The following is an 18913-nucleotide window of genomic DNA, read 5'->3' on the forward strand; positions in this document are numbered from 1 at the left end:
GCGGGTCGGGTGCGCACGCGGTGGGTGCGCACGGGTGGCGTGCCTACGTGGGTATCGGCGCGCGAGTGAGGTCCGCACGCGGGTGGCGACGCGGCGAGGTCACAGGCCCGGTCACCAGGGCCCGCCCCGCCCCGACGGTCACCGCCGACGCGCGGCCTCGTCCTCCACCGTGCGGTCGCGGCCGGCCAGGATGCCCACCACGATCTGCGGGATCATCAGGCCCGCCATGAGCGCGATCGGGAACCCCCAGCCGCCGCTGTGCTGGTAGAGCACGCCGACCAGGAGCGGGCCGGGGATCGAGATGAGGTACCCGGTGCTCTGCGCGAAGGCGGAGAGCTGCGCGACCCCCGCTCCGGTCCTGGCCCGCATGCCGACCATGGTGAGGGCCAGCGGGAACGCGCAGTTGGCGATGCCGAGCAGCAGCGCCCACGCCCAGGCACCGCCCGCCGGTGCGAGGTAGAGGCCCGCGTAGCCGACGAGGCCGCAGACCCCGAGGGCCACCACGATCGGCCCCTGGTGGGGCAGACGCGTGGCAAGCCTCGGGATGACGAAGGCCAGCGGTACGCCCATCACCATGGTGACGGCGAGCAGCAGTCCGGCCGTGCCCGCCGGGACACCCGCGTCCCGGAAGATCTGCGCCATCCAGCCCATCGTGATGTACGCGGCGGTGGCCTGGAGCCCGAAGAAGACGGCCAGCGCCCAGGCGGTACGGCTCCGGGTGATCCGCAGCGGAGCGGGCTCCTGACCCCCCGCGGAGGCCGAGGAGGCGTCACGGGCCGGAGCGGGAGGGGCCGAAGGGGCCGGAGCCGAGGCCGGAGCGGCGTCCGCGGACAGGGCCGTGCCCCGGGCCCGTACGAGTGGAATCCACGGCAGTACGGCGACGGCCGCGAGCCCCGCCCAGACGGCGAGCCCCGCATGCCAACTGCCGCCCAGGGAGCGGGTCATGGGCACGGTGACGGCGGCCGCGGCGGCGGTGCCGAGGGCGAGGGCCATGGAGTAGAGGCCGGTCATGGAGCCGACCCGGTCCGGGAACCAGCGCTTGACGATCACCGGCATCAGGACGTTACTGACCGCGATGCCCATCAGGGCGAGGGCGCTGGCGACCAGGAAGCCGGCCGTGTTCCCGGCGAAGGGCCGGATCGCCAGTCCCGCGGCGATCGCGACCATGCCGGCGCAGACCACGGCGGCGGGTCCGAAGCGGCGGGCGAGGCGCGGTGCCATGACTCCGAAGACGGCGAAGCACAGCGGAGGTACGGAGGTGAGGAGCCCGGCGAAGCTGCCGCTCATGCCGAGTCCGTCGCGCACCTCTTCGAGGAGGGCGCCGAGGCTGGTGATGGCGGGGCGCAGGTTGAGGGCGGTGAGGACGATGCCGATGATCACCACACGCGTCATCCACGCGCGCGCGGCGGGCGGTTGGAGCTCCGCGTCCTGCGCGGAGCTGCGTATCGGTGGGGCCATCGCCGTCCGGGTTTCCTCGCCAGTCATGCCAGCCATCATAGAATCATGGGATGATTGGTTGTCCAATCCCCTGGTGCACACCTGGGGCACAATCCCCTGACACGCATCCCGGTGCGTCCTCCCGGTGCACCCCCTGGCGCGAAGGACCGTCATGCCGCTGAGCCACCCCCGCCGATCGGCACTGTCCGAGCAGGTCATCGCCGAGCTGCGGAACCAGATCACCTCTGGCGAGTGGCCGGTGGGCTCCCGCATCCCCACCGAGCCGGAGCTGGTCGAGCAGCTGGGGGTCGCCCGGAACACGGTCCGCGAGGCCGTCCGTGCGCTCGCGCACAACGGCCTGCTCGACATCCGCCAGGGCTCGGGCACATACGTCGTGGCAACCAGTGAGCTGGCGGGCGTGATGCACCGCCGCTTCGCGGACGCCGACCCCCGGCACATCGCCGAGCTGCGCTCCACGCTGGAGTCGAGCGCCGCGAAGCTGGCCGCCGAGCGACGCACGGAGCGCGATCTGAAGCAGCTGGACGCCCTCCTCGTACGCCGGGAGGAGGCCTGGGAGTCGGGCGACGCGGAGGCCTTCGTGACCGCCGACACGACCTTCCACCTGGCCGTGGTCGCCGCGTCCCACAACGACGTCATGACGGCGATGTACGCGGACCTGGGCGAGGTCGTGCGCGACTGGCTGCGCGAGGACGTGGGCGAGGAGCTGACGCCCGAGACGTACATGGACCACACGCGCCTGGTGGACGCCATCCGTGCGGGCGACGCGGAGACGGCCGCCACGGAGGCCGCCGGCTATCCCTTCCTGTGCCGCCCGGGCCGACCCGCCGTGGAGAAACCCGGCGCGGCCTCGGTGTGAAGAAGTCCGCAGTCATCGCCCCGTGACGAGGCCCGACGCCATCCATTCGTGGCGAGGCCCGACGCCATCCCCGCGCGGCGGGGAACCGATTGCCACCTCCGTAGGAACAAGCCCGTCGTCATCGCTGGTGGCTGACCCACGCAGAGCGGACTTCCTTCCAGCAGCGGCCGGTCAGCCGTACGGTCTGCGCGGGTCCGGCCTCGACCGAGGCCCCGTCCGTGTCGATGTCCCACCACGGGTCGCACTCGATGTGCAGACGGACGTGATCGGGCTCCGGGTACGGGTTGTGGCAGTACGCCGTCACATACGAGCCGTCGACGGCGGTCCGGCACGCCGACCCGAAGGGCCTCTCCTCCACGGGCACGCGCGCGTGGGGCGCTGTTTTCGTGGTGTGCGAGGCGGCGCCGCAGGGCAGCGCCAGCAGGAGCGTCAGGGCAGCGAGCAGCGGGGCGAAGCGCTGGGAGAGGCACACAAGGGGACCTCCTCGGCCGGGCTCGGGAGGGCATTTCGGGAGGGGGGAACTCCTACTCCAGGGTGCGCAGTCACCGGTCCGCACGCCCGGCCGACAGGGCCGAACGGGTGACGCCCCGCTCCCCGCGCGCTGCGGGAAACGGGGCGTCGAAGCCGTACGAAGCGCCGTACGAAGGCGGATACGTAAACGTTCGCGTAAACGCTTACGTGGAACGTTTACGCGCCGATCGCGTGCAGACCGCCGTCGACGTGGATGATCTCGCCGGTGGTCTTCGGGAACCAGTCGCTGAGCAGGGCGACGATGCCGCGGCCGGCCGGGTCGGGGTCCTTGAGGTCCCACTCCAGGGGCGAACGGCTGTCCCACACGGCGGCCAGGTCGCTGAAGCCCGGGATGGACTTGGCGGCCATGGAGCCGATGGGGCCCGCGGAGATGAGGTTGCAGCGGATGTTCTGCTTGCCCAGGTCACGCGCCATGTAGCGGCTGGTGGCCTCAAGGGCGGCCTTGGCCGGGCCCATCCAGTCGTACTGCGGCCAGGCGTACTGCGCGTCGAAGGTGAGGCCGACGACCGAGCCGCCGTTCTGCATCAGCGGCAGGCAGGCCATGGTCAGCGACTTCAGGGAGAACGCCGAGACGTGCATGGCGGTGGCCACGGACTCGAACGGCGTGTTGAGGAAGTTGCCGCCGAGGGCGTCCTGCGGGGCGAAGCCGATGGAGTGCACGACGCCGTCCAGGCCGCCCAGCTCCTCGGCGACCAGGTCGGCCAGCCGCGCCAGGTGCTCGTCGTTGCTGACGTCGAGCTCGATGACCTTGGTGGGCTTGGGAAGCTTCCTGGCGATGCGCTCGGTCAGTGTGGGCCGCGGGAACGCGGTCAGGATGATCTCTGCGCCCTGCTCCTGGGCCAGCTTCGCGGCGTGGAAGGCGATGGAGGACTCCATCAGCACACCGGTGATCAGGACGCGCTTGCCCTCGAGAATTCCACTCATGTGATCAGTGACCCATTCCCAGTCCGCCGTCTACAGGGATGACGGCTCCAGTGATGTACGAGGCGTCGTCCGAGGCGAGGAACCGCACCGTTGCGGCGATCTCCTCGGGCTGCGCGTACCGGCCGAGCGGCACCTGCTTCACGATGCCCTCGCGCTGCTCGTCGGTGAGCACCTTGGTCATGTCGGTGTCGACGAAGCCGGGCGCGACGACGTTGAAGGTGATGTTGCGCGAGCCCAGCTCACGGGCGAGCGAGCGCGCGAAGCCGACGAGGCCGGCCTTGGAGGCGGCGTAGTTGGCCTGGCCCGGACCGCCGTACAGCCCGACGACCGACGAGATCAGGACGACGCGGCCCTTCCTGGCCCGCAGCATGGCGCGGTTGGCGCGCTTCACGACCCGGAAGGCGCCCGTCAGGTTGGTGTCCAGGACGGAGGTGAAGTCGTCCTCGGACATCCGCATCAGCAGCTGGTCCTTGGTGACGCCGGCGTTGGCCACGAGCACCTCGACCGGGCCGTGCTCGGCCTCGATCTCCTTGTAGGCCTGATCCACCTGATCGCTGTCGGTGATGTCGCACTTGACTGCGAGGAAGCCCTCCGGGGGCTCGCCCGAGCGGTATGTGATCGCGACCTTGTCGCCCGCGTCGGCGAAAGCGCGGGCGATGGCGAGGCCGATGCCCCGGTTTCCTCCGGTGACGAGAACCGAGCGGCTCAACGGATCACCCTTTCGATAGCCGGTCTGGTACCTCGAAAACCTATCGGCACCGTCCCCTGTACGGAGAATCGGGCGCCGACAGTGACGTACCGGACTCGCTGTCGGATCCCTACAGAAAGTTGTGGCCCCCGGCGCGCCCGCGCGACATGATCGGAGCGACAGGCGACGACAGCAGGGAGACCTCCGTGCCTCATTCCATCGACGAAGCCTTCACGGCACTGCCGCTGAGGGCCCTGGCCGACGCGGCGCTCGCGCGGGCCAGGGCGCTGGGCGCCGACCATGCGGACTTCCGGTTCGAGCGGGTGCGCAGCGCGGCCTGGCGGTTGCGGGACGCGAAGCCCGCCGGGTCCTCGGACACCACGGATCTGGGCTACGCGGTGCGTGTGGTGCACGGCGGGACCTGGGGGTTCGCGTCGGGTGTGGATCTGACGATGGACTCCGCCGCGAAGGTGGCGTCGCAGGCCGTGGCGATGGCGAAGCTGTCCGCCCAGGTGATCAAGGCGGCGGGTTCGGACGAGCGAGTGGAGCTCGCGGACGAGCCGGTGCACGCGGAGAAGACCTGGATCTCCTCGTACGAGATCGATCCCTTCTCCGTGCCGGACGAGGAGAAGTCAGGGCTGCTCGCCGACTGGAGCGCGCGGCTGCTCGCGGCGCAGGGTGTCAGTCATGTGGACGCCTCACTGCTGACGGTGCACGAGAACAAGTTCTACGCGGACACGGCGGGGACGGTGACGACTCAGCAGCGGGTCCGGCTGCACCCCCAGCTGACCGCCGTCGCCGTCGACGAGTCGAGCGGCGAGTTCGACTCGATGCGCACGATCGCGCCGCCCGTCGGGCGCGGCTGGGAGTACCTCACGGGCACCGGCTGGGACTGGGATTCGGAGCTCGCGCGGATCCCGGAGCTGCTCGCCGAGAAGATGCGGGCGCCGAGCGTCGAGGCGGGGGTGTACGACCTGGTCGTCGACCCGTCCAACCTGTGGCTGACCATCCACGAGTCCATCGGCCACGCCACCGAGCTGGACCGCGCGCTCGGTTACGAGGCGGCGTACGCCGGGACCTCCTTCGCCACCTTCGACCAGCTGGGCAAGCTGCGGTACGGCTCCGGGCTGATGAACGTCACCGGGGACCGCACCGCCGAGCACGGGCTCGCGACCATCGGGTACGACGACGAGGGCGTGGCCGGGCAGTCCTGGGACCTGGTGAAGGACGGGACGCTCGTCGGCTACCAGCTGGACCGCAGGATCGCGAAGCTGACCGGCTTCGAGCGGTCCAACGGGTGCGCGTACGCCGACTCCCCCGGCCATGTGCCCGTACAGCGCATGGCGAACGTGTCGCTGCAGCCCGATCCCGCCGGGATGTCCACCGAGGACCTGATCGGGAGCGTCGACCGCGGGATCTACGTCGTCGGCGACCGGTCGTGGTCGATCGACATGCAGCGCTACAACTTCCAGTTCACCGGCCAGCGGTTCTTCAGGATCGAGAACGGGCGGATCACGGGCCAGCTGCGGGACGTGGCCTATCAGGCGACGACCACGGACTTCTGGGGCTCGATGGCGTCGGTCGGCGGCCCGCAGACCTACGTCCTGGGCGGCGCCTTCAACTGCGGCAAGGCCCAGCCGGGCCAGGTCGCGGCGGTCTCGCACGGCTGCCCGTCGGCCCTCTTCAAGGGCGTCAACATCCTCAACACCACGCAGGAGGCCGGTCGATGAGTCCTCGTACGAACAAGCCGCACGAGATCGTCGAGCGCGCCATCGAACTGTCCCGGGCCGACGGCTGTGTCGTGATCGCCGACGAGCACTCGACGGCGAACCTGCGCTGGGCCGGCAACGCGCTCACCACGAACGGTGTCACGCGCGGGCGCACGCTGACCGTCGTCGCGACCGTGGACGGCCGCGAGGGCACCGCGTCCGGGGTCGTGTCGCGCGCGGCCGTGACCGCGGACGAGCTGGAGCCGCTGGTGCGGGCCGCCGAGGCGGCGGCGCGCGGCGCGGGCCCGGCGGAGGACGCGCAGCCGCTCGTCGAGGGCGTGCCCGTCTCCCCCGACTTCACGGACACGCCCGCCGAGACCTCCTCGGCGGTCTTCGCGGACTTCGCCCCGGCCCTCGGCGAATCGTTCGCACGCGCGCGTGCGGGCGGACGCGAACTGTACGGCTTCGCCAACCACGAGCTCGTCTCCAGCTACCTCGGTACGTCCACGGGGCTGCGCCTGCGGCACGACCAGCCCAACGGAACGCTGGAGTTGAACGCCAAGTCGCCGGACCGTACGCGCTCGGCGTGGGCCGGCCGCTCCACGCGGGACTTCAAGGACGTGGATCCGGCGGCGCTCGACGCGGAGCTGGCCACCCGGCTGGGCTGGGCCGAGCGGCGCGTCGAGCTGCCCGCGGGCCGGTACGAGACGCTGCTGCCGCCGACCGCGGTCGCGGACCTGCTGATCTACCAGATGTGGTCGGCGGCGGCCCGGGACGCGGCCGAGGGCCGGACGGTGTTCAGCAAGCCCGGCGGCGGGACGCGCGTCGGCGAGAAGCTCACCGACCTGCCGCTGACCCTGCGCAGCGACCCGAACGAGCCGGGCCTGGAGTCCGCACCCTTCGTGCTCGCGCACTCCTCCGGCGACGACGCCTCCGTCTTCGACAACGGGCTGCCGCTCCGCCCCACGGAGTGGGTCAGCGAGGGCGAGCTGCGGCATCTGACGAGCACCCGGCACAGCGCCGGCCTGACCGGTCTCCCGGTGGCCCCCGGCATCGGCAACATCGTCCTGGACGGCGGCGAGGACAAGTCCCTGGAGGACATGGTCGCCGCGACCGAGCGGGGTCTGCTGCTGACCTGCCTCTGGTACATCCGCGAGGTCGACCCGGCGACGCTGCTGCTGACCGGGCTCACCCGGGACGGCGTCTACCTCGTCGAGAACGGCCAGGTCGTCGGCGAGGTGAACAACTTCCGGTTCAACGAGTCGCCGGTGAGCCTGCTGGGGCGGGCGACCGAGGCCGGGCGCACGGAGAAGACGCTGCCGCGCGAGTGGAGCGACTGGTTCACCAGGGCCGCGATGCCTGCCCTGCGGGTGCCCGACTTCAATATGAGCTCTGTCAGTCAGGGCGTATAACCTCGATAGCCTCGCAGTCGGCCGTCCTTCCGACTGCCCGAAGATCATCCAAGGAGACACGAGAACCGTGACGGACATCGTCGACGAGCTGAAGTGGCGCGGGCTGCTCGCCCTCTCCACTGACGAGGACGCATTGCACAAGGCGTTCGCGGACGGTCCCGTCACGTTCTATTGCGGCTTCGACCCGACCGCGCCCAGCCTGCACCTCGGCAACCTCGTGCAGATCCTCACGATGCGCCGGATCCAGCAGGCGGGCAACCGCCCGCTGGGCCTGGTCGGGGGCGCCACGGGCCTGATCGGCGACCCGAAGCCGAACTCGGAGCGCACGCTGAACGCGCCGGACGTCGTGGCCCAGTGGGTCGAGCGGCTGCGCGCCCAGATCCAGCCGCTGCTGGACTTCGAGGGTCCGAACGCCGCGGTGATGGTCAACAACCTGGACTGGACGCAGGGCCTGTCGGCCATCGAGTTCCTGCGTGATGTGGGCAAGCACTTCCGGGTCAACAAGATGATCGCGAAGGAGGCCGTCTCCCGGCGGCTCAACTCCGACGCGGGCATCAGCTACACGGAGTTCAGCTACCAGATCCTGCAGGGCATGGACTTCCTGGAGCTCTACCGGAGGTACGGCTGCACGCTGCAGACCGGCGGCAGCGACCAGTGGGGCAACCTCACCTCGGGCACCGACCTGATCCACCGGGTCGATCCGCAGGCCGTGGTGCACGCGCTGGGCACGCCGCTGATCACCAAGGCGGACGGCACCAAGTTCGGCAAGACGGAGTCCGGCACGGTGTGGCTGGACCCGGAGATGACGACGCCGTACGCGTTCTACCAGTTCTGGCTGAACGCGGACGACCGGGACGTCTCCAAGTTCCTGCGGATCTTCAGCTTCAAGTCGCACGAGGAGATCGAGGAGCTGGAGAAGCTCACCGAGGAGCGTCCGCAGGCCCGGGCCGCGCAGCGTGCCCTCGCCGAGGAGCTGACGACGCTGGTGCACGGCGGCGAGCAGACGGCCGCCGTGGTCGCCGCGTCGCGGGCGCTGTTCGGTCAGGGTGAGCTGGGTGACCTCGACGCGGCGACGCTGAGCGCGGCGCTCTCCGAGGTGCCGCACATCCAGGTCGCCGAGCTGGGTCCGGTGGTGGACCTCTTCGCCGAGGTGGGTCTTGTGGCCAGCAAGTCCGCTGCGCGGCGGACGGTGAAGGAGGGGGGTGCCTACGTGAACAACGCGAAGGTGGCTTCCGAGGATGCCGTTCCCGGCAAGGAGGAGTTGTTGCACGGGCGGTGGCTGGTGCTGCGGCGGGGCAAGAAGAACCTTGCCGCCGTGGAGTTGGCTCCGTAGGTAGGGGCACGTGGCGATCGTTTGGAGTGTGCGGGTGCGTGGGGGCTTGTCGCGCAGTTCCCCGCGCCCCTAAAAACAAGGGGGCGCCCCCGTCAAAGGGGCGCCCTCGTTCAGGCTCTCTGTTTGTTGCCTCGCATTGCTGTGTAGAGCATGTCGCCGAGGAAGACGATGACGATCGCGGCGCCTAGTTGGAGGGCGTGGCGGCCCCAGTCGATGCCTCGGGTCTCGTCGATGCCGAAGCCGCGGGCGATCGCGTTGCCGACGATCGCGCCGATGATCCCGAAGATCGTGGTGAGCCAGAGCGGGCTGTGCTGCTTGCCCGGAATGATCGCCTTGGCCAGCAGGCCGAGCACGAATCCCACGATGATCGCCCACAACCAGCCCATGGCTGCCTCCTATACGGCTCTACGTGAGCATTACGCCCAGTCTCGGCCTGTCCGCCATACGGCGCATGTCGGGCACGGCCATACGCGGTACGGCGCAGCCCTCCCCCGCCGAAACCGGACCTGCCCCGGTCTCGTAGGCGACGCAGCCGCGGCGTAACGTGGAGGCTGTACGGGCCAGGGGAGCGTCCGACACAGGCGGGTGGTGGAACGTGATGCGGAAGCAGAGCGAGGTCGAGGTCTTCCGGATCACCGGAGCCAGGCAGGGCCTCGCCGACGATGTACGCGGCAGGCAGCGCCGTTACATCATCTCGATGTCCGTCCGCACGCTCTCGGTGATCCTCGCGGCCACCCTCTGGAACGTCGAACGGCACGTCGCCGTCGTTGCCCTGGCGCTCGGCATCCTGCTCCCCTACGTCGCCGTGGTGATCGCCAACGCGGGCCGGGAGAACGCGCCCTCGCTGCCGTCCACGTTCGTGACCGCGCCGACCCGTCCGATGCTCGCGGCACCCCGTGCGGACGACGCCGCGGAATCCGTCCCGGAAGACCTCGTGACCGATCCTGGGGCCCGCCTGCGGGACGAGCCGCACGAGCGGACCTGACCACGAACGATCCTTCGGGGCCGGAATTCAGGACCGTACCAAGCTCAAGAAAAGCTCAGATCAATCATGTTGTTCCGGTGCCGGGCAGCGGGTTACCCGTGACATACTTCGTACGCGCTCCGCATCCCCCGTCGGAGCGACAGACCGACGCCGGGCAGCTCCCCCCGTGGCTGCTCGGCGTCGCCTTTTTCGGAGCCGCGTTCACGGCCCCTCGACAGCACCCGGAAGGGTCGTCCGACACCGCTGACGTAGGGTCGAGACGTGATTCTGAACGTTCCCGGTTCCGACCCGTCCTCGCCCTCCACCCCCATCTGTTCGGCGAAGGGCTGCCGGGCCGACGCGGTCTGGGTCCTCGCCTGGAACAACCCCAAACTGCACACGCCGGAGCGCCGCAAGACCTGGCTCGCGTGCGAGGAACACCGCGAGCACCTGTCCCAGTTCCTGGGCGTACGAGGCTTCCTGAAGGACGTCGTACTCCTGGAGGACTGGGAGTCCCCGGAGTCCCCTTAGAGGGCTGAGCGATCAGCCACCGATCGCCGACATGGGCCGGTCCGGCTGGACGAACGTCGGGTCGTCCAGGCCCGCCCCCGCCTTCTTGCCCCACATGGCGAGCCGCCAGATACGGGCTATCTCCTCGTCGGTCGCGTCCGAGCGCAGTGCGGCCCTCAGGTCGGTCTCCTCGCGCGCGAACAGGCAGGTGCGGACCTGGCCGTCGGCCGTCAGCCGCGTACGGTCGCAGGCCGAGCAGAACGGGCGCGTCACGGAGGCGATCACACCGACGCGGTGCGGGCCCCCGTCCACGACCCACCGCTCGGCGGGTGCCGAACCCCGCTCCTCGGACCCCTCCTCGGTGAGCTCGAAGCGCGTACGCAGTGAGGTGAGGATGTCACCGGCGGTGACCATGCCGTCGCGCTTCCAACCGTGCTGCGCGTCCAGGGGCATCTGCTCGATGAACCGCAGTTCGTAGTCGTTCTCCACGGCCCAGGCGAGCAGGTCGGGCGCCTCGTTCTCGTTCAGTCCCGGCATCAGTACGGAGTTGACCTTGACCGGCGTCAGGTCCGCCGCGCGGGCGGCTTCGAGGCCCTCGATGACGTCCTTGTGGCGGTCACGGCGGGTGAGGGTCTTGAAGACGTCGGGGCGCAGCGTGTCCAGCGAGACGTTGACCCGGTCCAGGCCGGCCGCCTTCAGGGCGGTCGCGGTGCGCTTGAGGCCGATGCCGTTCGTCGTCAGGGACATCTGCGGGCGGGGATCAAGGGCGGCCACGCGCTCCACGATGCCGACGAGGCCGGGGCGCAGCAGGGGCTCGCCGCCGGTGAAGCGGACCTCGGTGATGCCCAGCCGGGTGACGGCCAGGTCGATGAGGCGGACTATCTCGTCGTCCGTGAGCAGGTCGGGCTTGGCCAGCCATTGCAGGCCTTCCTCGGGCATGCAGTACGTGCAGCGGAGGTTGCACCGGTCGGTCAGCGAGACACGCAGATCGGTGGCCACTCGGCCGTAGGTGTCGATGAGCACGTGGGCCCCCTCCCTCTAGCTCTTTCCGTACGGATCTCGGCAGAGACATCCGGTCGATCAGTCGATCCGATACCAGCGAGCCTACGTGACGGGACCGACAACGAGTCGGGCCCTGATCCCACGAGACGCACCGCGGCCGCGTCGTAGGGATCTACGACGCGGCCGCTGGGCGGGACGGTCAGTGCGCTCCGGTACCGGTGAGGGAGCGGACCTCCAGTTCGGCGTACTTGCCGGCGTCGGGCTCCTCCTTGGACAGGAGGGTGCCGAGGAAGCCCAGCAGGAAGCCGACGGGGATCGAGATAATGCCCGGGTTCTCCAGCGGGAACCAGTGGAAGTCGACGTCCGGGAACATCGAGGTGGCCTTGCCCGAGACGACCGGCGAGAAGAGCACCAGGCCGACCGCCGTGGTGAGGCCTCCGTAGATCGACCACAGCGCGCCCTGGGTGGTGAACCGCTTCCAGAAGAGGCTGTAGAGGATCGTCGGCAGGTTGGCGGAGGCCGCGACCGCGAAGGCGAGGGCGACCAGACCGGCGACGTTGAGGTCACGGGCCAGGGCACCGAGGCCGATGGAGACGACGCCGATACCGATGGTGGCGTACCGGGCGGCGTTGATCTCCTCCTTCTCGGTGGCGTTGCCCTTCCTGATGACGTTCGCGTAGATGTCGTGGGCGAACGACGAGGACGAGGCCAGGGTCAGACCGGCGACCACCGCAAGGATGGTGGCGAAGGCCACCGCGGAGATCGTGGCGAGCAGGATCGCTCCCCAGGCCGAGTCGACGCCGCCCAGATGCAGTGCGAGCAGTGGCGCGGCCGTGTTGCCGGCCGGGTTGGATTCGACGATCTCCTGTTTCGAGATGAGGGCCGCCGCGCCGAAGCCGAGCGCGATGGTCATCAGGTAGAAGCCGCCGATGATGCCGATCGCCCAGTTCACGGACTTACGCGCGGCCTTGGCGTTGGGCACCGTGTAGAAGCGGATCAGGATGTGCGGCAGGCCCGCGGTGCCCAGCACGAGGGCGATGCCCAGCGAGATGAAGTCGATGCTGGAGGTGGTCGTGAGGCCGTACTTCAGGCCCGGCTCCAGGAAGGCCGCGCCCTGTCCGCTGTTCTTGGCCGCCGAGCCGAGCAGGTCGGAGACGTTGAAGTCGAACTTGAGCAGCACCAGGAAGGTGATGAGCAGGGTGCCGCTGATGAGCAGCACGGCCTTGACCATCTGGACCCAGGTGGTGCCCTTCATGCCGCCGATGGTCACGTACACGATCATCAGGACGCCGACCAGGGCGACGATGCCGACCTTCCCCGCGTCGCTGGTGATGCCGAGCAGCAGCGAGACGAGGACGCCCGCGCCCGCCATCTGCGCCAGCAGGTAGAAGATCGAGACGACGATCGTGGAGGTGCCGGCCGCCGTACGCACCGGGCGCTGGCGCATGCGGTACGCGAGGACGTCGCCCATCGTGTACCGGCCGGAGTTGCGCAGTGGCTCGGCGACCAGGAGCAGGGCCACCAGCCAGGCGACCAGGAAGCCGATGGAGTACAGGAAGCCGTCGTATCCGAAGAGGGCGATGGCGCCGGCGATGCCGAGGAACGAGGCGGCGGACATGTAGTCGCCGGAGACCGCTAGGCCGTTCTGGAAGGCGCTGAACTGACGGCCGCCCGCGTAGAAGTCGGCGGCGTCCTTGGTCTGCCGGCCCGCCCAGACGGTGATGACGAGGGTGGCGACGACGAAGACCGCGAACAGGGAGATGATCAGCGGCCGGTGTTCGCTGGCCTCCCCTGCCGCGAGGTGCGCCTGCGCGAGTTGGACCTGAGTGATCGCGGGGCTCATGCGCCGCCCTCCATCCGGGACTTGATCGCCTCGGCCTTGGGGTCGAGCTTGCTGGAGGAGTGCCGCTCGTACCACCAGGCGATGAGGAATGTGGTGAGGAACTGGGCGAGGCCCAGGACGAAGGCGACGTTGAAGTTGCCGACGAGCTTGGTGCCCATGAAGTCGTCCGCGTAGATCGACAGCAGGACGTACAGCAGGTACCAGCTGATGAAGCCGATGGTCAGCGGGAAGGCGAAGGAGCGGTGGGCGCGGCGCAGTTCACCGAACTCAGCGCTCTCCTGTACCTCTACGAACTCCTCGGTGGTGGGGAGATGAGGCTCGGCTTTCGAGGGGGGCGGTGCGTCGGTGGCCACGGAGTCTCCTCGCGTTGCGGGTGCGGTTACGACGTTGGACGGGGGTCTTTGGGGATCGGGGGACGGGCTGGGTACGGACATGGCTGATTTCTGACCTCACGGTGATGTGGATCACGTGGGCCGGGTGCGATGTCAGGTGCCCCGGACGTGATCCGACAGGGGGCTCGATCGTGCTCGTGCTCCCTGCTCAACGTCACGGAGCCGCGCAAGGAGCGGTTCAACTCGCGGCACTTCTTTCGGAAGTGGCGGCCGACGTTTCGGAAGACATCCCCGTAAGTCATTGCTGGCCAGGGACGACGGGAGATAGCTTCGGGCCTGCACCACCCCGTCATGTACCTGCCCGGGCACCACCTGTGTTCGGGCCGGTTCCGTTTCCGGATGATGTGGAGATCCCATGGCTCATCTGCGTTCCAGACGCCGTCTCGCGCTCGCCGTGCCCGTTGTTCTGTCGCTCACCGCCTCGCTCGGTTTCATTCCGGGCGTCGCCACGGCGGCCGCCCCGCAGTCGGCTCCCGCCGTCACGGCGGCGGACGGCCCGAACCTCGCGTACGTGGTCAACACGAAGACCGACCGTCGCACGATCGAGTCGGTGAAGAAGGCGATAGCCAAGGCCGGCGGCACGGTCGTCACCACGTACAGCAAGATAGGCGTCATAGTCGTCCACTCCGCCAACCCGGAGTTCGGCCCGCAGATCCGCACCGCGCGCGGTGTGCAGTCCGCCGGTGCCACCCGCACGACGCCGCTGACTGCGGCGGGGACGACGGACGAGGGCGCCGCCGACTATCTGTCGGCCGCCGAGGCCGCCAAGGTGAAGGCCGCGGCCACTCCCGCGAGCGAGCCTCTTGAGGCCGACCAGTGGGACCTGCGCGCGATAGGCGCCGACAAGGCAGCCAAGATCAACCCGGGCAGCAAGAAGGTCACGGTCGCCGTGATCGACACGGGTGTCGACGACACGCACCCGGACCTGGCCCCGAACTTCTCCGCCAAGCAGTCCGCCAACTGCGTGGGCGGCGTGGCCGACACGAGTGAGGGCGCCTGGCGTCCGTACACGGCCGAGGACTACCACGGCACGCATGTCGCCGGTGAGATCGCCGCCGCCCGCAACGGCATCGGTGTGGCCGGTGTCGCGCCCGGCGTGAAGGTCTCCGGCATCAAGGTCAGCGACCCGGACAACGGGCTCTTCTACCCGGAGAGCGTCGTCTGCGCCTTCGTGTTCGCCGCCGACCACGGCGTGGAGATCACGAACAACAGCTACTACGTGGACCCGTGGCTCTACAACTGCATGGACGACCCCGACCAGAAGGCGATCGTCGACGCGGTCAACCGGGCCCAGCAGTACGCCACGAAGAAGGGCACCCTGCACCTCGCCTCGGCCGGCAACTCCAACCACGACCTGGACTCGGACGCGATCGTCGACGACACGAGCCCCGACGACTCGACCCCGGTCACGCGCACGATCGACCCGCACGAGTGCTTCGACGTACCGACCCAGCTCCCGGGCATCGTCACGGTGAGCGCGACGGGCGTGCAGAACCTCAAGTCGTACTACTCCACGTACGGCAAGGGCGTCGTCGACGTCGCCGCGCCCGGTGGTGACCGGCTGTACCAGATCCCGGACACCCCGTCGAAGAACGGCCGCATCCTCTCCACGATGCCGAACAACCAGTACGGCTTCCTGCAGGGCACCTCGATGGCCTCGCCGCACGCCGCGGGTGTCGCCGCGCTGCTGAAGTCCGAGCACCCGTGGGCGAGCCCGGCCCAGCTGCAGGCGCTGCTGAAGGCCCAGGCCGACAACCCGGGCTGCCCGGACTCGTACGACCAGGACGGCAACGGCACGCAGGACGCCAACTGTGAGGGCGGCAAGCGTGTCAACGGCTTCTACGGCTTCGGCATCGTGAACGCGCTGAAGGCGGTCAAGTAGTCCGCGTTTCCCGGGACTTCCCGCACGGCCCGCACGTATTCGCGAAACGAACTGGAGACAGCATGACAGCGCCTCAGACGCGCTCCCGCCGCGTCATAGCCATCCCGCTGGGTATGGCCCTGGCGACGGCTCTCGCCTTCCTGCCGAACGTCAGCGCCTCGGCGGCCCCGGCCCCCGACACGGCCGGTGTCGCCGACGCGGCGGCGAAGATCTCGGCGGAGGCCACCCCGCTGAGCTACGTCGTCAACGTCCGCGCCGGGCACGGTCCTTCCTCCCAGGTGAAGAAGGCCATCGCCCGGGCCGGCGGCACGATCGTGACGTCGTACGACAAGATCGGCGTGATCGTCGTCCACTCGTCGAACGCCGACTTCGCCAAGACCATCCGCAAGGTGCGCGGAGTGGAATCGGCGGGCTCGACGCGCACGGCGCCGCTGCCCGCGCAGTCCACGACCGACGTCGGCACCCCCAAGGTGCTCACCTCGGAGCAGGTCGCGGACGTCGAGGCGGCGGCCGGGCAGGACCCGTTGGAGCCGCTGCAGTGGGATCTGCCCGCCATCAAGGCGGACAAGGCGCACGAGAAGACGCTCGGCAGCAAGAAGGTCACCGTCGCCGTGATCGACACCGGCGTCGACGACACGCACCCCGACATCGCGCCGAACTTCGACCGCGACGCCTCGGTCAACTGCGTGTCGGGCAAGCCGGACACGACCGACGGTGCCTGGCGGCCGAGCGCCGCCGAGAGCCCGCACGGCACGCATGTCGCGGGCGAGATCGCGGCCGCCAAGAACGGCATCGGTGTCACGGGCGTCGCGCCGGGCGTGAAGGTGTCCGGCATCAAGGTCTCCACGACGGCCGGCTTCTTCTACACGGAGGCCGTCGTCTGCGGCTTCATGTGGGCGGCCACGCACGGCGTGGACGTCACGAACAACAGCTATTACACCGACCCGTGGTACTTCAACTGCAAGAACGACCCGGACCAGAAGGCGCTGGTCGAGGCCATCAGCCGGGCGACGAAGTACGCGGAGAAGAAGGGCACGGTCAACGTCGCGGCGGCGGGCAACGAGAACTACGACCTCTCCGCGGACGAGATCACCGACCCGGTCTCGCCGAACGACTCGACTCCTTCGGAGCGCGTCATCGACCCGTCGGAATGTCTTGACATCCCGACCCAGTTGCCGGGTGTCGTCACGGTCGCGGCGACCGGCGCGAAGGGCATCAAGTCGTCCTTCTCCAACCACGGCCTGGGCGTCATCGACATCGCTGCCCCCGGCGGCGACTCGACACGCTTCCAGACCCCGGCCCCGCCTGCCACCAGCGGCCTGATCCTCGGCCCGCTGCCCGGCGGCAGCTGGGGCTACATGGCCGGTACGTCGATGGCGTCCCCGCACGTCGCGGGCGTCGCCGCGCTCATCAAGTCGACGCACCCGCACGCCTCGGCGGCCAAGGTGAAGGCACTGCTGTACGCGGAGGCCGACGCCACGCCGTGCACCAAGCCGTACGACATCGACGGCGACGGCAAGGTCGACGCGATCTGCGAGGGGCCGAAGAACTACAACGGCTTCTACGGCTGGGGCACCGCCGACGCGCTGGACGCGGTGACGAAGTAGCGCATCCCTGAAGGGGGCTGATCCCCCATCAGGAAGTCGAGCCGGGTGGCCCACGGGCCGCCCGGCTCTCGCGCGTCCGGGGCGGCGCATCCCCTGCCGGACGCCGTGCCCCAGGCCGGACACCGCGTCCCATGTTGATCGCGTACACCCTGCATAGTGCCTGTATGACGCATTCCGACGCACCGACCACGGAGTTCGCGTGGGCCGCGCTGGGCGGGGATCCCGCGCTGGTCCCACGGTTGTCGACCGTCGTACGGTCCGGCGCGCTGGAAGCACGGCTGCCCGTACGGGAGTTGGCGCGGGCCTGCGTGGGCGCGTGCGCGCTGGCCGCCGCCGAGCTGGGCGCGCGGCGGGCCGGGCTCGTCGACGTGCCCGATGTGCGCGTCGACGACGGGGCCGTCGCCACGGCGTTCGTGAGCGAGCGGCATCTCCTCGTCGACGGGCGGGCGCCGGTCACCTTCGCGCCCCTGTCGCGGTTCTGGCGCACGGCGGACGGGTGGGTGCGCACGCATGCGAACTACCCGCATCACCGGGCGCGGCTGCTGGGCGCCCTGGGACTGCCGGACGACGCCTCGGTGGAGGCCGTGGCCGCGTGCCTGGCTGAGCGGCCGTCCGTGGAGGTGGAGAGCGCGGTGTACGCGGCCGGGGGCCTCGCCGTCGCGCTGCGCACCCCGGAGGAATGGGCACGGCACGAGCAGGGGGCAGCGGTCGCCGGGCAGCCGCTCGTCGAGCGCGGACGGCTGGGCTCGGCCGTCCCGCGGAGTCTTCCGCCGCTCGCGGGCGACCCGCTGTTACCCGCCGCGGGGCTGCGCGTGCTCGACCTCACCCGGGTCATCGCCGGGCCCGTCGCGACCCGGACCCTGGCGCTGCTCGGCGCGGACGTCCTGCGCGTCGACCCGCCGGGGCTGCCCGAACTCGCCGACCAGCACACGGACACCGGCTTCGGGAAGCGGTCCGCCACGCTGGACCTGACGGCGGGCCGCCACGACCGGCAGGTCTTCGAGGAACTGCTCACCTCGGCGGACGTGGTCGTGACCGGTTACCGCCCGGGCGCCCTGGACCGGTTCGGGCTCTCCGCGGAGGCGCTGGCCGAGCGGCGGCCTGGAATCGTGGTGGGGCAGTTGTCGGCGTGGGGAGCGTACGGGCCGTGGGGCGGGCGGCGGGGGTTCGACAGCCTGGTGCAGGTGGCAACCGGCATCGCGGCCCTTGAAGGATCCGGGGAGAAGCCCGGCGCACTGCCCGCGCAGGCTCTCGACCACGGCACGGGGTATCTGCTGGCGGCCGGGGTACTGCGCGCGGTCACGGAGGGGCTGGACGAGGGCGGGACACGGTTCGTCCGGCCGGCGTTGGCTCGGACGGCTGCCTGGCTGATGGGCGGGGCTGAGCGGGGTGGGGTTACGGGGGACGCCTGCGGCTCGGGTGGGTCGACGACTGACGCCTCCGGGTCGGGTCAGGCGACGGCTAACGCCTCCGGCTCGCGTGAGGGCTCGTACGGCGGTTCCGGCTCACCGGTGTACAGCGATTCCCGCTCGGCCGGGGCCTGGTACGGCGATCCGGCGCCCTGGCTCGCGGAGGCGGACAGTGCGCTGGGGCGGCTGCGGTACGCCGTGCCGCCGGTCTCCTTCGTGGGCGGGCCGGGCGACTGGTCGCGGCCGCCGGGGCGCTGGGGTGCGGATTCGCCGCGCTGGGTCTGAGTCGGGTGGGCGGTCGGGCGCGTATGGATGGGCGGAATGTCGTGTGCGTGAGCGGAATACCGTTCCGCCAGTTGTTTGCCAGGACTTGCCCGGACCTGGACGGCTGGT

17 protein-coding genes are annotated in these 18913 nt (G+C 70.1%); 9 read left to right on the top strand and 8 right to left on the bottom strand.

Annotation, left to right across the window (positions count from 1 at the left end; genetic code table 11):
• Nucleotides 1–138: 138 nt before the first annotated feature.
• On the bottom strand, nucleotides 139–1497 hold the full coding sequence (locus tag ACFWXQ_RS33695; protein ID WP_383955256.1) for a CynX/NimT family MFS transporter: 1359 nt from the start codon (nucleotides 1495–1497) through the stop codon (nucleotides 139–141).
• A gap of 112 nt (nucleotides 1498–1609) precedes the next feature.
• On the opposite strand from ACFWXQ_RS33695, the gene ACFWXQ_RS33700 reads away from it, so the two are divergent.
• On the top strand, nucleotides 1610–2314 hold the full coding sequence (locus ACFWXQ_RS33700) for a FadR/GntR family transcriptional regulator (RefSeq protein WP_383955259.1): 705 nt from the start codon (nucleotides 1610–1612) through the stop codon (nucleotides 2312–2314).
• A 118-nt stretch (nucleotides 2315–2432) separates the two neighbouring features.
• On the opposite strand, the gene ACFWXQ_RS33705 is transcribed toward ACFWXQ_RS33700, so the two are convergent.
• The 3 genes from ACFWXQ_RS33705 to fabG form a co-directional block, all read right to left on the bottom strand.
• On the bottom strand, nucleotides 2433–2786 hold the full coding sequence (locus ACFWXQ_RS33705) for a hypothetical protein (RefSeq protein WP_383955262.1): 354 nt from the start codon (nucleotides 2784–2786) through the stop codon (nucleotides 2433–2435).
• Nucleotides 2787–3001: 215 nt separating this feature from the next.
• Nucleotides 3002–3769, bottom strand: coding sequence for an enoyl-ACP reductase FabI (gene fabI, locus ACFWXQ_RS33710; RefSeq protein WP_143636993.1), 768 nt, complete (start codon nucleotides 3767–3769; stop codon nucleotides 3002–3004).
• Between the two features lie 4 nt (nucleotides 3770–3773).
• The gene (gene fabG / locus ACFWXQ_RS33715; protein ID WP_383955266.1) at nucleotides 3774–4478 is read right to left on the bottom strand and encodes a 3-oxoacyl-[acyl-carrier-protein] reductase; all 705 of its coding nucleotides are present in this window, start codon (nucleotides 4476–4478) and stop codon (nucleotides 3774–3776) included.
• Nucleotides 4479–4624: 146 nt separating this feature from the next.
• Here fabG and ACFWXQ_RS33720 point away from each other — a divergent pair, with 146 nt between their 5' ends.
• The 3 genes from ACFWXQ_RS33720 (at nucleotide 4625) to tyrS (ending at nucleotide 8911) form a co-directional block, all read left to right on the top strand.
• Nucleotides 4625–6187 (top strand): TldD/PmbA family protein, encoded by a 1563-nt coding sequence (locus ACFWXQ_RS33720; RefSeq protein ID WP_383955269.1) that lies wholly within the window; start codon nucleotides 4625–4627, stop codon nucleotides 6185–6187.
• The gene (locus ACFWXQ_RS33725) at nucleotides 6184–7578 is read left to right on the top strand and encodes a metallopeptidase TldD-related protein (RefSeq protein WP_386269869.1); all 1395 of its coding nucleotides are present in this window, start codon (nucleotides 6184–6186) and stop codon (nucleotides 7576–7578) included. Before ACFWXQ_RS33720 ends, ACFWXQ_RS33725 begins: the two co-directional genes overlap by 4 nt.
• Nucleotides 7579–7645: 67 nt before the next feature.
• Nucleotides 7646–8911, top strand: coding sequence for a tyrosine--tRNA ligase (gene tyrS / locus ACFWXQ_RS33730; protein ID WP_383945826.1), 1266 nt, complete (start codon nucleotides 7646–7648; stop codon nucleotides 8909–8911).
• Nucleotides 8912–9021: 110 nt separating this feature from the next.
• Here the strand turns inward: tyrS and ACFWXQ_RS33735 are convergent, their stop codons facing one another.
• On the bottom strand, nucleotides 9022–9297 hold the full coding sequence (locus ACFWXQ_RS33735; RefSeq protein WP_362082161.1) for a GlsB/YeaQ/YmgE family stress response membrane protein: 276 nt from the start codon (nucleotides 9295–9297) through the stop codon (nucleotides 9022–9024).
• A gap of 212 nt (nucleotides 9298–9509) precedes the next feature.
• Between ACFWXQ_RS33735 and ACFWXQ_RS33740 the strand changes: the two genes are divergently transcribed.
• Together ACFWXQ_RS33740 and ACFWXQ_RS33745 are read left to right on the top strand one after the other, a co-directional pair.
• Nucleotides 9510–9896: a DUF3099 domain-containing protein gene (locus ACFWXQ_RS33740; protein WP_383945823.1), complete on the top strand. Its 387-nt coding sequence runs from the start codon at nucleotides 9510–9512 to the stop codon at nucleotides 9894–9896.
• Nucleotides 9897–10157: 261 nt separating this feature from the next.
• Nucleotides 10158–10406, top strand: a complete 249-nt coding sequence (locus tag ACFWXQ_RS33745) for a hypothetical protein (RefSeq protein WP_383945820.1) — start codon at nucleotides 10158–10160, stop codon at nucleotides 10404–10406.
• Between the two features lie 12 nt (nucleotides 10407–10418).
• On the opposite strand, the gene moaA is transcribed toward ACFWXQ_RS33745, so the two are convergent.
• The 3 genes from moaA to ACFWXQ_RS33760 all read right to left on the bottom strand — a co-directional run bounded on the left by moaA (nucleotide 10419) and on the right by ACFWXQ_RS33760 (nucleotide 13583).
• A complete protein-coding gene (gene moaA, locus ACFWXQ_RS33750; protein WP_383945817.1) occupies nucleotides 10419–11408 on the bottom strand; it encodes a GTP 3',8-cyclase MoaA in 990 nt (329 codons plus the stop codon).
• 178 nt (nucleotides 11409–11586) lie between these two features.
• On the bottom strand, nucleotides 11587–13230 hold the full coding sequence (locus ACFWXQ_RS33755; protein ID WP_383945814.1) for a cation acetate symporter: 1644 nt from the start codon (nucleotides 13228–13230) through the stop codon (nucleotides 11587–11589).
• Nucleotides 13227–13583, bottom strand: a complete 357-nt coding sequence (locus ACFWXQ_RS33760) for a DUF485 domain-containing protein (RefSeq protein WP_383945812.1) — start codon at nucleotides 13581–13583, stop codon at nucleotides 13227–13229. Before ACFWXQ_RS33760 ends, ACFWXQ_RS33755 begins: the two co-directional genes overlap by 4 nt.
• A gap of 394 nt (nucleotides 13584–13977) precedes the next feature.
• On the opposite strand from ACFWXQ_RS33760, the gene ACFWXQ_RS33765 reads away from it, so the two are divergent.
• The 3 genes from ACFWXQ_RS33765 (at nucleotide 13978) to ACFWXQ_RS33775 (ending at nucleotide 18805) form a co-directional block, all read left to right on the top strand.
• On the top strand, nucleotides 13978–15504 hold the full coding sequence (locus tag ACFWXQ_RS33765) for a S8 family serine peptidase (protein ID WP_383945809.1): 1527 nt from the start codon (nucleotides 13978–13980) through the stop codon (nucleotides 15502–15504).
• A 62-nt stretch (nucleotides 15505–15566) separates the two neighbouring features.
• Nucleotides 15567–17111 (top strand): S8 family serine peptidase, encoded by a 1545-nt coding sequence (locus tag ACFWXQ_RS33770; RefSeq protein ID WP_383945806.1) that lies wholly within the window; start codon nucleotides 15567–15569, stop codon nucleotides 17109–17111.
• A 164-nt stretch (nucleotides 17112–17275) separates the two neighbouring features.
• Nucleotides 17276–18805 (top strand): CoA transferase, encoded by a 1530-nt coding sequence (locus ACFWXQ_RS33775; protein WP_383945803.1) that lies wholly within the window; start codon nucleotides 17276–17278, stop codon nucleotides 18803–18805.
• The last annotated feature ends 108 nt before the right edge of the window (nucleotides 18806–18913 follow it).

The sequence above is a fragment of the Streptomyces sp. NPDC058697 genome, assembly GCF_042715345.1.
GTDB lineage: Bacteria > Actinomycetota > Actinomycetes > Streptomycetales > Streptomycetaceae > Streptomyces > Streptomyces liliifuscus.